The 12,916-nt window shown below is 72.2% G+C and carries 13 protein-coding genes and 1 pseudogene; 11 read left to right on the forward strand and 3 right to left on the reverse strand.

Annotation, left to right across the window (positions count from 1 at the left end):
* Window positions 1-3 precede the first annotated feature (3 nt).
* Both IDM40_RS05035 and IDM40_RS05040 read right to left on the reverse strand, forming a co-directional pair.
* On the reverse strand, window positions 4-1,470 hold the full coding sequence (locus IDM40_RS05035) for a serine/threonine-protein kinase (RefSeq protein ID WP_193120700.1): 1,467 nt from the start codon (window positions 1,468-1,470) through the stop codon (window positions 4-6).
* Window positions 1,467-3,164 carry an MFS transporter gene (locus IDM40_RS05040; protein ID WP_235997306.1) on the reverse strand — a complete coding sequence of 566 codons (1,698 nt, stop codon included), beginning with the start codon at window positions 3,162-3,164 and terminating at the stop codon, window positions 1,467-1,469. The genes IDM40_RS05035 and IDM40_RS05040 overlap by 4 nt, the downstream gene beginning before the upstream one ends.
* 143 nt (window positions 3,165-3,307) lie before the next feature.
* Between IDM40_RS05040 and IDM40_RS05045 the strand changes: the two genes are divergently transcribed.
* From IDM40_RS05045 to IDM40_RS05085, 9 genes are all read left to right on the forward strand, one after another.
* Window positions 3,308-3,745, forward strand: a complete 438-nt coding sequence (locus IDM40_RS05045) for a hypothetical protein (RefSeq protein ID WP_193120701.1) — start codon at window positions 3,308-3,310, stop codon at window positions 3,743-3,745.
* A gap of 189 nt (window positions 3,746-3,934) precedes the next feature.
* A complete protein-coding gene (locus tag IDM40_RS05050; RefSeq protein ID WP_193120748.1) occupies window positions 3,935-4,735 on the forward strand; it encodes an ABC transporter ATP-binding protein in 801 nt (266 codons plus the stop codon).
* Window positions 4,732-5,574 carry an ABC transporter permease gene (locus IDM40_RS05055; protein WP_193120702.1) on the forward strand — a complete coding sequence of 281 codons (843 nt, stop codon included), beginning with the start codon at window positions 4,732-4,734 and terminating at the stop codon, window positions 5,572-5,574. Before IDM40_RS05050 ends, IDM40_RS05055 begins: the two co-directional genes overlap by 4 nt.
* Before the next feature lie 64 nt (window positions 5,575-5,638).
* Complete coding sequence (locus tag IDM40_RS05060; RefSeq protein ID WP_193120703.1) at window positions 5,639-6,733, forward strand: ABC transporter substrate-binding protein; 1,095 nt, start codon at window positions 5,639-5,641, stop codon at window positions 6,731-6,733.
* Between the two features lie 28 nt (window positions 6,734-6,761).
* The gene (locus IDM40_RS05065) at window positions 6,762-7,844 is read left to right on the forward strand and encodes an LLM class flavin-dependent oxidoreductase (RefSeq protein WP_193120704.1); all 1,083 of its coding nucleotides are present in this window, start codon (window positions 6,762-6,764) and stop codon (window positions 7,842-7,844) included.
* A complete protein-coding gene (locus IDM40_RS05070; RefSeq protein WP_193120705.1) occupies window positions 7,841-8,509 on the forward strand; it encodes a cysteine hydrolase family protein in 669 nt (222 codons plus the stop codon). The genes IDM40_RS05065 and IDM40_RS05070 overlap by 4 nt, the downstream gene beginning before the upstream one ends.
* A 172-nt stretch (window positions 8,510-8,681) precedes the next feature.
* Window positions 8,682-9,017, forward strand: a complete 336-nt coding sequence (locus IDM40_RS05075; RefSeq protein WP_193120706.1) for a DUF2795 domain-containing protein — start codon at window positions 8,682-8,684, stop codon at window positions 9,015-9,017.
* 54 nt (window positions 9,018-9,071) lie between these two features.
* Window positions 9,072-10,157, forward strand: coding sequence for a type III polyketide synthase (locus IDM40_RS05080; protein ID WP_193120707.1), 1,086 nt, complete (start codon window positions 9,072-9,074; stop codon window positions 10,155-10,157).
* Entirely contained in the window at window positions 10,132-10,557 is a 426-nt protein-coding gene (locus IDM40_RS05085; protein WP_193120708.1) for a nuclear transport factor 2 family protein, read from the forward strand. The genes IDM40_RS05080 and IDM40_RS05085 overlap by 26 nt, the downstream gene beginning before the upstream one ends.
* A gap of 4 nt (window positions 10,558-10,561) precedes the next feature.
* On the opposite strand, the gene IDM40_RS05090 is transcribed toward IDM40_RS05085, so the two are convergent.
* A complete protein-coding gene (locus IDM40_RS05090; RefSeq protein WP_193120709.1) occupies window positions 10,562-11,644 on the reverse strand; it encodes a methyltransferase in 1,083 nt (360 codons plus the stop codon).
* Between the two features lie 85 nt (window positions 11,645-11,729).
* Between IDM40_RS05090 and IDM40_RS05095 the strand changes: the two genes are divergently transcribed.
* Both IDM40_RS05095 and IDM40_RS05100 read left to right on the forward strand, forming a co-directional pair.
* Window positions 11,730-11,903, forward strand: coding sequence for a DUF397 domain-containing protein (locus IDM40_RS05095; protein WP_193120710.1), 174 nt, complete (start codon window positions 11,730-11,732; stop codon window positions 11,901-11,903).
* Between the two features lie 770 nt (window positions 11,904-12,673).
* Window positions 12,674-12,916, forward strand: a pseudogene (locus IDM40_RS05100) (HNH endonuclease); the annotation flags it as partial.

Raw genomic sequence — 12,916 nt, forward strand, 5'->3', positions numbered from 1 at the left:
GGGTCACCCCTCGACGCGGTGGAGGACCAGTTCCTCGTGCGGGTCGCCGGCGAACGGGCTGTCGGAGTCGAGCACGAGCTCGGCGCCGTCCTCGGACCGGTGGAGCTCGCCGAAGGGCACCCCGATCATCGCCCAGTGCGCCCCGAGGCAGTTCTCGGCATCGATCCCGTCGATGCCCTTGAAGTCGAACTCATAACCGCGGTCGGTGTACCCCTGCAGGTCGAGCGCACCGTCCGAGCACGACTCGGGCTCTGCGTCCGGAAATTCGACGTCGGCCGTGGTCTCCCCCTCGGTGAAGGTCACGGCTATGGAGCCGCCGCTCTCCAGGGTGCCCTCCCAGGTGCCCTCGATCTCGGCGCCGTACTCGAGCTCGCCCGACGGGTCGAACTCGGGCTCGCTCCAGGGGAGCCCGCCGCCCCAGGGGGCCTGTCCGCCGAACAGGGCGCGCTGGGCGATGAACCCTCCGACCAGTAGCAACGCGCACGCGACCGCCACGCCCGTCCACAGGAGCGCACGCTTCCCGGGTCGGCGCCGCGGAGCCTTCTCCGGTTGGGCACCAGGGCCGTACGGCGGCTGCGGACCGGGGCCCTCGACCGGCCTGGTCTGCGGCAGGGTCGCGGCCCCGCCCCCGGCCGGGGTTCCGCCGTCCGGGGCCCCGGGTGTGCGCCCCAGCAGCGTGTGCAGCACGTCCAGCGACGAGGGCCGCTGCGCCGGGTCCTTGCTCAGCGCGGCCGCGACGAGCGGGCGCAACGGCTCGGGCACCGCGCTCAGGTCCGGCTCGGAGTTCATCACGTTGTGCAGCACCGCCGGCAGGCTCCCCGCGTCGAACGAGGCCCTGCCCGACGCCGCGAACGCCACGACCGCGCCCCAGGCGAACACGTCGGTGGCCGGTCCGACCCGTCCGTCGGAGATCTGCTCGGGCGACATGAACGCCGGGGTGCCGATCTGGGAGTGGGTCACGGTGCCCGCGCCGTCGGTGACCTGCGCGATCCCGAAGTCGATGACGCGCGCCCCGCCCTGGGCCATGAGCACGTTGCCGGGCTTGAGGTCGCGGTGCACGATCCCGGCCTCGTGGATGGCCACGAGCGCGGTCGCGACCGCCACCGCCATCCGGTTCAGGTCGCCCTCGCCCAGCGGCCCGGAGTCCCTGACGGACTGGTGCAGGGTGGGCCCCTCGACGTACTCGCTCACGATGTAGGGCGGGCTCGCCTCGAAGTCGGCGCCCAGAACGGCGGCGGTGCAGAAGGAGGCCACCCGGTGCGCCGCCCTGGCCTCGCCCTCGAAGCGGCGGCGCACCTCCGGGTCGGCCATGCCCTCGGCGTTGAGGGTCTTGACCGCCACCCGGGTGCCGTCGGAGGACCGGGCGAGGAAGACGGTGCCCTGTCCTCCCGCCCCCAGGCGGCCGAGGATCTCGTGGCCGCCCAGCTCGTTCGGGTCATGGTCGTGCCGGGGAAGGGGCGAAGGGGTCATGCGGGGTGCGATGCCCCCGCGTCCGCGCCGGTTCGCGTTCCGCCGGGCGAATCTGCCACCTCCGCCGCGTCGGTCCCTCCGGTGTCGCCCGCCCCTCCTGAGCCTTCCGTCCCGCCGGTATCACCAGTGCCGTCCGTGTCGTCCAGCGTCACGTGCCGCAGCAGCCACAGCACCACCACCGCCGTGGGCACGAGGATCACCGCGGCGATGCCGTAACCGGACTGCACCGCGGTGGTGAAGGCCGCGTCCGCGGCGCGCGTCAGCTCGGCGGCGGCCGCGCCCGGCAGGGACTCCGCGACCGCGGCGGCGCCGCCGATGCTCTCCTCCGCGGCCTCACGCGCACCGCCGGGGACCTCCGACAGCTCGGAGCCCTGCAGCGTGGTCCGGTAGACCACCGCCGAGAGGCTCCCGAGGAAGGCCAGGCTCAGCGCGTTGCCCAGGCCGCCGCCGACGTCGCCCACCGCGGTGGCCGACCCGGCCTTGGACACCGGCGCGGAGGCGACCACCAGGTTGATGCTCAGGGTGAAGAGCGGGCCGAGCGCGGCGGCGATGACGGTCGTGGTGGCGATGATGAGCGCGGTGTTCCCGGTGGGCAGCGCCCAGACCATGACGGCGGCGCCGATCGCCGCGGTGAACAGCCCGCCGGCCATCACGATGCTCGGCCGTACCCACCGCACGAGCAGGGGCGGCAGCAGCCCGGTGATGAGCCCGGCCACGGCGGGCACGATGAGCAGGGCCCCGGCCTGGGCCGGCGAGAGCGCCTGCACGGTCTGCAGGAACTGGGCCAGCAGCATGTCCGCGCCACCGATGGCCAGCAGCATGAACATCACCGCCGCCACCGAGACCGAGAAGGCGGGACGGCGGAACAGGGACAGGTCGAGCAGCGGGTCCTCCAGCCGCAGCTGCCGCCGGGCGAAGAGCGCCCCGAGGCCGACACCGGCGGCGACCGAGACCACGTACGGCCACAGGGGCGCGCCGGCGGCCGCGGCGGTGCGGTCGGCGATCTCCTGCAACCCGAAGATCACCAGGATGATCGCGCTCGTGGACAGCACGACGCTGCTCAGGTCGAACCCGCCCGTGACCTCCTCGCGGCGGGACGGCAGCAGGAACGGCGCCACGATCAGGACCAGCACGGCCACCGGGACGTTGAGCACGAAGACCGCGCCCCACCAGAAGTACTCGAGGATCACCCCGCCCAGCGGCGGCCCCAGAGCCATGCCCGCGGAGAAGGCGCTCATGGTCACGGCGACGGCCACGGAGAACTGCGCCGACGACCGGAACAGCACACGCAGCAGCGCCATGATGCTCGGGGTCAGGGTCGCGGCGGCCACACCCATGAGGGCGCGGAAGGCGATGAGGACCTCGGGCGTCGGCGCGAAGGCCGCGCCCAGCGAGGCGGTTCCGTAGAGTGCCACACCCATGAGCAGCAGGCGGCGGCGTCCGGTGCGGGCGCCGAGCCAGCCCATCGTCAGGGCCATGCCGACACCCAGGAACTCGGCCACGTGCAGGATCCAGAGCATCTGGGTGCTGCCCGGGGCGAGGTCGGCCGCGATCGCCGGCAGGGCCAGGAACAGGACCGTCATGTCCGTGGCCGCCATGAGCAGCGGCACGGTGAGCACGGCCAGCGCGGTCCACTCCCGCCACGTCGCCGCGGGGGGTGCGGGTGATGCCGGGGGTCCGGTCTCGGTCGCCATCGTTCCTCCTCGGTGTCGACCCGAACGACAGTAGAACCTCGACCAAGGTTGAGTTCAAGGGGTTGCCGTTCGCCGTCGCAGGGCTCGGTCGCACGGACTTCCGTCACCCGGCCGCAGGACCGACCGAACATAGGCTCGCAGGCATGGCACATCCCCCGCCTCCGCCCCCTCGACAACGGGCCCAGTCGCAGGAACCCGACGCCGACCGGACCCGGGAACGGCTCTCCGCCTTCCTCGGGACCGACGTGCGCCCGCGCGAGTTCACCCTCCCCGGCGGCACACGCATCGCCGTCGACCACGCCGACGCGGGCGACCCTCCGCACCTCATCGCGCAGAGCTCCGCGCTGGGCGACCGGCTCCGCTCCGCGCACCGCAACAAGGCCATCGCCGACGCCTTCAAACTGGCGTGGCTGCGCGACCACCACCTTCCGGACACCCGGGCCGCGCTGGTCGTCGGCGCCCCGTTCGCACGCACGCTCGTCCCCCGGACCTGGCTCACCGAGGCCCTGGCCGCGGCGGAGATCGTGATCCTGGTGGACGGCGACCCCCTGCACACACTCCAGCTCGATACCTCTCCGTGACCGCCTGTTGATGTTCCGTAAACTCGGTGACCCTACTTTTGACGGGTCGAGAACCCCGCGGGCCGCCGGCACACACCTTCCGCCCGCTCTCCACCGACGTCCCCGGTACCGCCTGCCCGGGGGACGTCCGATCCGGAGGGTGGCTGCACCGTGCCGACGTCCGTGCCCGGAACCCCGGGCCACAGGGGCGTGAGCGGGGACCGCATCGAGGTCCGCGCGCTCACCAAGAGCTACCCCGGCTCCGACCGGCCCGCGCTCGCCGGGCTCGACCTCGAGGTCCCGCGCCGGCGCTTCGTCTCCCTCATCGGCCCGAGCGGCTGCGGGAAGTCGACCCTGTTGAGGGTGTTGGCCGGGCTCACCTCACCGGACGAGGGCACGGTCGACCTGTTCGGCTCCGGCCCGAGGGCGCTGTGCCGCGCCAAAGCAGTCGGGCTGGTCCCGCAGACCCCCGCGCTGCTGCCCTGGGCGACCGTGCGCCGGAACGTGGCCCTGCCCGGCCGGGTGAACCGCCGCGCGGGCCGCGGAACGGACACCGTCGACGAGCTCCTGGAGGGCGTGGGGTTGGCGCACGCCGCCCGCAGTTACCCCCACCAGCTCTCCGGCGGGATGCGCCAACGGGTGGCCATCGCCCGCGCCTTCGCCCTGCGCCCCGAGCTCCTGCTCATGGACGAACCCTTCTCCGCCCTCGACGAGTTCACCCGCGAGAGCCTGCAACTGCAGCTGCTGGACCTGTGGCAACAGCGCTCCACCACGGTCGTGTTCGTGACCCACTCGGTACAGGAGGCGGTGGCGCTGTCCGACACGGTCGTGGTGATGGCGCCGGGGAAGGTCCACCGCACCGTGCCCGTCGACCTGCCCCGCCCGCGCGGCACCTCCGCCGTCACCGGGCCGGACGCCCGCACCATCGCCGACACCGTGCGCGCCCACCTGCGCCAGGCCTGGGACGGCGGCGCGGCCGAACCCGAGCCGGAGCCCACGGGGGCACGATGAGCACCACGGAACACTCCCCCTCACCCGCGGCCCACGACGCCCGGCCGCCCCGGCGCCGCACGCGCGTCCCAGCGTGGCTGCACCCGCGCACGTGGGCGCCCACCGCGGTGCTCGTGGCGCTCCTCGCCGTCGCGTGGCAGGCCGTCGCGCGCGAACACCCCTACATCCTCCCGGAGCTCGGCGAGGTCGGCCGCACGCTGGTCGAGGAACCGTCCCTGTTCCTCGAGAACGCGTGGACGACCCTGTTCACCGCGCTCATCGGCGTGCTCATGGGCGCCGGCGGAGCGTTCGTGCTGGCCCTGCTCATGTCCGAGCTCGACGTGGTGCGACGCGCCCTCATGCCGATCGCCGTCGTCCTCAACGTCACCCCGGTCGTGGCCATCACCCCGGCGCTCGTGGTCGCCTTCGGGTTCGGGATGGCGCCCAAGGTCGTGGTCACCGCGCTCATCACGTTCTTCCCGGTGCTCATCAACGTGACGACGGGCCTGCGATCGGTACCCGGGCCGGTCCTGGACGTGTTCCGGACCCTGCACGCGTCCCGCCTGGAGGTGCTGCTGCGCGTGCGCCTGCCCAGCAGCCTGCCCTACACCCTCGCGGCCCTGCGTGTGGTGCTGCCCCTGTCGATCGTCGGCGCGGTCGTGGCGGAGTTCGTCGCCGCGGGTTCGGCCGGCGGGCTCGGCACGATGATCCGCAACTCCGCCGCCACCGCACGCCTCGACCTCGTCTACGCCGCCATCGCCTGCCTGGCCGCGATGGGCGTCACCATGCTCGCCCTGGTCACCGCGCTGGAACGCCGACTGCTGTTCTGGCACGAGTCGCAGCAGGACCCGGCCCGCTGACCCGGCGCCCCGGAACCACCCGACCGCAGTCCACCTCCGCCGGTCCCCCAACAAAGGAAGATGCATGCCCCCCACCCCCCTCTCCCGCACCGCCCGCGCGCTCGCGGCGGCCTCGGCCCTGGCGCTGACCGCCGCGGGCTGCTCCTCCGACGGTGACGACCAGGAACGCGACGTCGCCGTGGTCGTCGACGACGAACGCTGCGAGGCCAACGCCGACCTGGGCACACTCACGTACGTGACCGGGTACCACTACCAGGCCTCCGTCACCCAGCTCGAGGTGATGTCCGCCGAGGCACTGGGCTACTTCGACGCCGTGTGCCTGGACATCGAGATCCAGCCCGGCAACGGTGACGTCATGGGCAACGCTCAGCTGGTCTCGGCCGGGACCGCGCACTTCACCCCCACCAGCAACGAGGCGGAGATCCTCCAGGCGCACGAACGCGACCACGACATCATCGGGGTCGCCACCTACGGCCACGTGCCCATCTCGTCGCTGCTCACCGGGCCCGACGTCGAGGACCTCACCGAGCTCGAGGGGCAGACCCTGGGCCACCAGAGCATGCTGCCCGCGCCCCTGGAGGCGATGCTGACCGAGGCCGGCGTCGACATCGACTCGATCGACCAGGTCGAGGCCGGCTACGACCCGAGCGTGCTGCCCCGCGACCAGGTGCAGGCGCTGGCCGGGTTCCGGTCCAACGAACCCCACCAGCTCGACGCGATGGGCGAGAACTACACCGAGTGGCTCCCCGAGGAGTTCGGTGTGGTCGGCTCGTTCGGCGTGATGGCGGTCAACCCCGAGTGGGCCGGGGAGAACCCGGAGGCGGTGGAGGACTTCCTCCGCGCGACCGGCCGGGCCTTCGACCACTGCGCCGACAACGGCGAGGAGTGCGTCGCGCACGCCGAGGAGCTCGACGAGGCCGGTTACGACACCGAGCACAACCTCGCGGTGTGGGAGTCCGAGAGCGAGCTGGTGGGCTCGTCCACGCCCGAGGACCGCCCGCGCGGCCACATCGACCTCTCCCTGACCGAGGAGGAGGCCGGCACCCTCGTGGACGTTGGTGAACTGGAGGAGGTCCCCGACCTCGAGCCGCTCTTCGACCCGCAGTACCTCGAGGCCGTGCACACCGCGGCCGAGATCGTCTGGGCCGACGACCAGTGACCGCCGCGAACACGACGAGGAGAGCGCTTTGACAGCCACACACCCCGATCCCGGGACCGAGTACGGGATCTTCCTCCCCATCGGCAACGGCGGCTGGATCGTGTCCGAGACCGCCCCGCACCCGCAGGCCGACTACGGCGCCAACCGGCAGGCCGCGGTCGACGCCGAGCGGTACGGGTTCGACTTCGCGATGTCGATGGGCAAGTGGCGCGGGTACGGCGGCGCCACCGGCCACTGGGAGCACACGTTGGAGTCGCTGACGATGACGGCGGCCCTGGCCGAAGCGACCGAGCGGATCGAGCTGTGGGCGACCGTGCACGCCAACCTGTTCCACCCGGCCCTGACCGCGAAGATGGCCACGACCCTGCAGCAGGCCTCCGGCGGGCGTGCGGGGCTGAACATCGTCGTGGGCGCCTACGCGAAGGAGTTCGCGCAGATGGGCCTGTGGCGGGAGGACCTCGCGCACGGCGACCGCTACGCCTACACCGAGGAGTGGGCGACGGTCCTGCACAGGCTGTGGACAGAGGACTCGGTCACCCACGAGGGCCGGTTCCTGTCGCTGGAGGACTGCCGTTCCCTGCCGCACCCGGACCCCCTGCCGACGCTCATCGGCGCCGGGCGTTCGGACCGCGGGCTGGACTTCCAGGCACGGCACTGCGACGGGTCGTTCCTGACCGCCCAGGACCTGGACGGGCTGCGCACGGCGAGCCGGGACGTGCGGGCGCGGGCGGCCGACCGCGGGCGCACGGTGCGCACGTACTCGATGATGACGGTGGTCATGGACGAGACCGACGCCGCCGCCGAGGCGCGGCGGGAGGAGCTCGGCCGGGGCGCCGACACCGAGGCGATCGTGAACATGAAGACCTCGTGGGGCCTGCCCCGGGACCGCGCGCTGTCGTTGACGGCGGAGAACCCCGGGGACGAGGCGTTCCAGACCCCGTTCGTGACGGGCTCCCCGGAGACGGTGACCGAGCGCATCGGCGAGCTGGTCGGCGAAGCGGAGCTGGACGGGCTGATGCTGATCTTCCCGGACTACGGCGCCGACCTGCGTGCGTTCGGTGAGCAGGTCATGCCGAAGCTGCGCCCGGGAACGGCCGGGACCGGCGCGTGAGGCGGGCAGGCCCGGACCCCTCCCCCGGCACACCGGAACGGGGCGCGCTACTGGTGGTCGACGTGCAGTACGACTTCGCCTCGCCGGAGCACGTGGCCCGCTTCGGCGAGGACGCCCTGCGGCGTGTGGAGGCGGCGGTCGATCGTGTGCACACCCTGGTCGCCGCCGCCCGGTCCCACGGGGTTCCGGTGCTCTGGGCTCGGTTGGAGCAGGACCCCGCCGACCCCTGGTGGTCCTCCCGGTGGTTGCGGGGCCTGCTCGACGCCGACGCCGGGGACCTGCGCGAACGCGAACCGTGTGTGGCCGGGACCCAGGGCGCCGACTGGTACGGGCCCGGGCCGGGCGGGGGCGAGGAGGTCGTGGTCAAGCGGCGTTACTCCGCGTTCCACGGCACCGGGCTGGCCGGATCCCTGCGCGCCCGCGGCACCGAGTGGGTCGCGGTGTGCGGGCTGACCACCGACTGCTGTGTGGACGCGACCGTGCGGGACGCCTTCCAGGAGGGTCTGCGCACGGTCGTCGCCGGTGACGCCACGGCCTCCTACTCCGAGCAGCGCCACCGCCACACCCTCGACGTGCTGGGCCTGCACGCGGCGGTGGTCACCGACACCGGAACGCTGTCCCGCGCCTGGGCCGGAGCGCGGCGCGGCACCCAGCACGGGCGGTGACCACGCCACTACGCTGAGGACGAACCTCCGGGTTCCCCGAGGTTCCCCGCCGCCGGGCCCCCAACGACGTGGGCCCGGCGGTTGGGGTTCTCCCAGCTCGGGTAGTGCCCCCGAAGAGAGCGAATCCGCAGGTCCCGACCACCCCCCACGGGGCCTGTTCCAAGGGGGAGACATGGGAGTCAAGCGCGGTCTCGCAGGACTTCGCGACATCCTCGGCGAGGTCGATTTCCCCGCCGACAAGGACACCATCGTGCAGCACGCACTCGATGCCGACGCGGACACCGAGATCGTCAGCGCACTCCGGGCCATGCCGCCCGCCGAGTACAACGAACCCAACGAGGTACTGCGTTCTGTGCCCCTGGAGGAGTCCGAGGAGGGCGCTCAGACCGAGGCCGCCCGGGTCCGCCAGGCCCGCGAACGCACGCAGTCGGGGATGGCCGAGTCGGCGATGGAGAACCGGCCGGTGAACCCCATCGAGGACGAGCTCGGTGAGAACCGCAAGGCCTGACACCACGGCCGTGGGCGCCGCCCCGCGCGGCACACGCCGGCGGGGTGGCGCCTCATGTGCGCGACGGTGATCGGCGGTACCGCCACGGAGCTCCCGGGGACGGTGATCGACCAGTCCACCCTCGCCTCGCACCTGCCCGAGGGGCACCGGGGTGCGGCGGCGCTGGCCAAGATCGTCGCCGGTTCCGGCATCGAAGAACGCCGACTGGCCGTGGACGCCCGCGTGGAGGACGTCGCCTCGTGGCCGACCTCCGTGCGCATGGAACGCTTCCAGCAGGAAGGGCTGCCGCTGGCGCGCGCCGCGGCGTCGGCGGCGCTGGCGGAGGCGGGAACCGAGCCTGCGGAGGTCGGGCTGTTGTGCCTGGTCTCCTCCACCGGTTACGGCACCCCGGGCGTGGACTCGCGGCTGTTGCCCGGGCTGGGGTTGCGGCCCTCGACACGGCGGCTGCTCGTCGGCCACATGGGGTGCTTCGCCGCGCTCCCGGGGCTCGGTGTGTGCGACGACCACGTGCGCGCGCACGGGGGTGCGGCTCTGCTGGTCAACCTGGAGCTGTCGTCACTGCACCTGCAACCTCCGCCGTGGGACATCGAGCAGCTGGTGATCAACTCGCTGTTCGGTGACGCGGCCACGGCCATGGTGCTGCGCCCGGCCGAGCGGGGCAGCGGGCCCGAGGTGATCGACCTGGCCTCCCTGACCGCGCACGAACTCGAGGGCCACATGAGCTGGCACGTGGGCGACCACGGCTTCCTCATGGGGTTGTCGGCGCGGGTGCCCGACCTCATCGCCGAGGCGCTGCCGGGGCTCGTCGCCGACCTGCTCGGGCCGCACGGGGTGCGGGTTCCGGACGTCGGTTGGTGGGCGATCCACCCGGGCGGGCGGCGCATCATCGACGCGGCCGAGGAGTCGCTGTCCCTGGAGCCGGCACAGGTGGCGCCCTCGCGCGAGGTGCTGCGGCGGCTCGGGAACTGTTCCTCGGCCGGACTCCCCCTGGTCATGGACTCCATGCTGCGATCGCATCCCCTCGCCGAAGGAGAGTACGGGGTCGCGATGACCTTCGGCCCCGGGCTGACACTGGAGACCGCGCTCCTACGGGGGCGGGAGGGGACGGCCGGCGATGACGGCCCTGGCGACCACAGCTGAGCAGGACCGGACCGAGCTCCTGGACCTGCTCGCCCGGTTCGTGCACTGCCTCGACCGGCGCGACTTCGAAGGGTACGCGGCGCTGTTCACGCAGGACTGCCGCTTGAGCCTGCCGCACGCCGCTCACCACGGACGGGCCGGGTTGGCCGCGTTCGTCGCCGCCGACCTGGGCGGATACGCGGCGACCCACCACTCCACCTCCGACCACCTGGTGCGTATCGAAGGTGACACGGCGACGGTGCGGTCGCAGATGCGGGCGGTGCACCTGCGGTCGGCCCAGGACCCGAAGGACTGGTGGGCGGTCGGCGGGCGCTATGAGCATGCCTTCCGGCGCGAGGCCGGGGGGTGGGCGATCTCGGCGGTGACGGTCACGCCGGTGTGGATGGACGAGGGGTCGTGAGGGCTCAGGTTTGCACGACCGCTTCGAGCACCGCGAACCGGCTGTCGGCCACGCGTACCGATGCGAGTCGTAGGCCCGCCTGTTCCATGAGCTGTGCGTATTCGGCGCGCGTGCGTTCGCGGCCGCCGGAGAGCACGAGCATGGCCAGGTCCGTGGTGCGTGCGGGGTGCGGGCCGTCGTTGTCGGGCAGGACCGCCTCGACGACCAGGAGGCGTGCGTTGTTGGCGGGCGTGGTGGCCGGGTCCATGGCGCGGCGGCAGGAACGCAGGATGCGCACGGCTTCCCCGTCGGGCCAGTTGTGCAGGACACCCTTCAACAGGTAGACGTCGCCGCCCTCGGGGACCTCCGCGAAGAAGTCGCCGGCCACGACGCGGGTTCGCTCGGCCAGGCCCTGTTCGCGGAGGTGGTGCTGTGCCGCTTCGGCCACGCGTGGTACCTCCAGGAGCGTGCCTTCCGCTTCGGGATGGGCGCGAAGAACCTCCGCGAGGAGGGTTCCGTTGCCGCCGCCGACGTCGACGACCCGGTCCGTGTCGGAGAAGTCGTGAGCCGTGAGGAGGCCGGGTGCGACGAGGCGGGCGAGGTCGTCCATGGCGCGATCGAAGAGATCACCCTGGGCCGGGTGCTCGTCGAGGTAGGTGTACAGGTCTGTGCCCAGGGCTTGCGGGATGGAGGGTTCGCCGGTTTCCAGGCTGTGGCCCACTGCGCCGATGACCAGTGGTGCGACGGTGCCGTCCATCTCCAGGACCGCGCGGACGGAGGCGGGGTGGTCGGAGCGCAGGGGTGCGCCCGCGCGGGTGAGTTGGAATCGGGTTTCTTCTGCGGGCTCGCTCGTGCGCTCGACGATCCCGTCGGAGGCGAGGAGGGCGAGGAGCCGGTGGAGAGCGTCGGGGTCGCAGCGGAGCTCGGCGGCGAGGTCGTGTGGCGTGCGGGGGTGGTCGGCGAGCAGGTCGCCGAGCCGGAGTTCCGCCGCGGTCTGGATCGCACGCGCGTGCACGATGCGTTCCCCCAGAGCGAGTAGCGCGTATCCGTCGTCGGTTTGGCTACCGGTTCCGTCGTCGGTGCCGTCGTCGGTCTCACCCTGGTTCATGGCCCACAGCCTCCGGTATCCGTTGGGCTGTGTCAGGCCCCCACGCCCGGGCCTGAAAACCTGCTCCCCCAGGAAAGGCAGCGCGATGCGCCCCCACACCGACGACCTGACCTTCCGCAAGTCCTCCTACAACAGCGGCGGGCGGGAGAACTGCGTAGAGGTCGCCGACCTGCCCGGCGGCGCGTCAGTCCGCGACACCCAGAACCGCGAACTCGGCCATCCCATGTTCTGCGCCGCCGAGAACGGTCGGCCGCGCTGAAGTCAGTGTCCAAGGAGTCTTGGCAGAGGCTCACACAGCGGCGCCGCGCGCGTCTGAGGTGGGCCGGCTGCCCGCACAGCCTCGGTTGTGGATGGGACGAGGGGCGTTCTGTGGTGTTGCCTCGGGGTCGGTGGTTCGTCGGGGTCGGGAGTGTAGCCCGGCGGGCCTGCACGCAACCCGCTTCGGCGCCCCACCACGTATCGGGGTGGGAGGGCAGAGGCGCGGGTGCGCGATCTCCGCCCGAGGCGCCTCGGGGTGTGCGCTCCGGCCCTTGCCCCGGGCTCACCCGACCCGCATCGACGAACCCCTCTTCGCCCCCGAGGCCCCTGGCAGCCCAAAGGAACGGGTTCAAGAGCCAACTGCAACTGCCCACCCCCTGGGGTGGCCACATTGCGACCAACGCTTGCGGCGTGTGGGCCCTACTCGCTCCTGCGACGGCAACGGCAACGGCAACGGCGGCCCCGCGCACTCCCGGCGAAGCATTGAATGTCAGGCAGTGGCGGGCGTGCGGTCGGCCTCCGAGCTCCGAGCTCCGGGTCCGGGATCTGGCTCGGAGATTCTCTGTGATGGGTCGGGGTTGATGGCGCACTTTCCCCGCTTCAGAATACCCGATAAAAGGTCCTCCGTGGAGTTATCCACAGGCTCAATTATGCAGCGTTCGGGGTGGCCATAACCGGGTTTTGTTAATGGCCGCCTCGGGGTGCTGGGTAAGGGTTGTGTTGCCTTTCGGATACTGCCTTTCTCAAGACTGCTCGGGTTATGATAGGACCATGACGAACCACACCGCAGCAGCGCACACCGGCCCGGGCGACGACCCGGTCGCCGCGCGCGCATTCGCTGCGGTGGAAGAGTTCACGCAGACCTTCCAGGGCGAGATCCCCTTCGGTGCTGCGGGTGAGGTACTGGCACGCGTGGAAAAGGCCCACGCGTTGATCGATACCCTCACCCTGGCTGTGCTTTCCCCGCTCGCCGCGATGGAATCCTCGGGCGAATTGCTCCACTCCGGCGGGCAG

Source organism: Nocardiopsis coralli (assembly GCF_014892575.1).
GTDB classification, from domain to species: domain Bacteria; phylum Actinomycetota; class Actinomycetes; order Streptosporangiales; family Streptosporangiaceae; genus Nocardiopsis; species Nocardiopsis coralli.

Coding starts and splice junctions, on each gene's coding strand:
- IDM40_RS05040 (WP_235997306.1), bottom strand. CDS start 3,164: ATGGCGACCGAGACCGGACCCCCGGCATCACCCGCACCCCCCGCGGCG.
- IDM40_RS05085 (WP_193120708.1), top strand. CDS start 10,132: ATGACGGCCCTGGCGACCACAGCTGAGCAGGACCGGACCGAGCTCCTG.
- IDM40_RS05045 (WP_193120701.1), top strand. CDS start 3,308: ATGGCACATCCCCCGCCTCCGCCCCCTCGACAACGGGCCCAGTCGCAG.
- IDM40_RS05095 (WP_193120710.1), top strand. CDS start 11,730: ATGCGCCCCCACACCGACGACCTGACCTTCCGCAAGTCCTCCTACAAC.
- IDM40_RS05080 (WP_193120707.1), top strand. CDS start 9,072: ATGTGCGCGACGGTGATCGGCGGTACCGCCACGGAGCTCCCGGGGACG.
- IDM40_RS05060 (WP_193120703.1), top strand. CDS start 5,639: ATGCCCCCCACCCCCCTCTCCCGCACCGCCCGCGCGCTCGCGGCGGCC.
- IDM40_RS05035 (WP_193120700.1), bottom strand. CDS start 1,470: ATGACCCCTTCGCCCCTTCCCCGGCACGACCATGACCCGAACGAGCTG.
- IDM40_RS05055 (WP_193120702.1), top strand. CDS start 4,732: ATGAGCACCACGGAACACTCCCCCTCACCCGCGGCCCACGACGCCCGG.
- IDM40_RS05075 (WP_193120706.1), top strand. CDS start 8,682: ATGGGAGTCAAGCGCGGTCTCGCAGGACTTCGCGACATCCTCGGCGAG.
- IDM40_RS05090 (WP_193120709.1), bottom strand. CDS start 11,644: ATGAACCAGGGTGAGACCGACGACGGCACCGACGACGGAACCGGTAGC.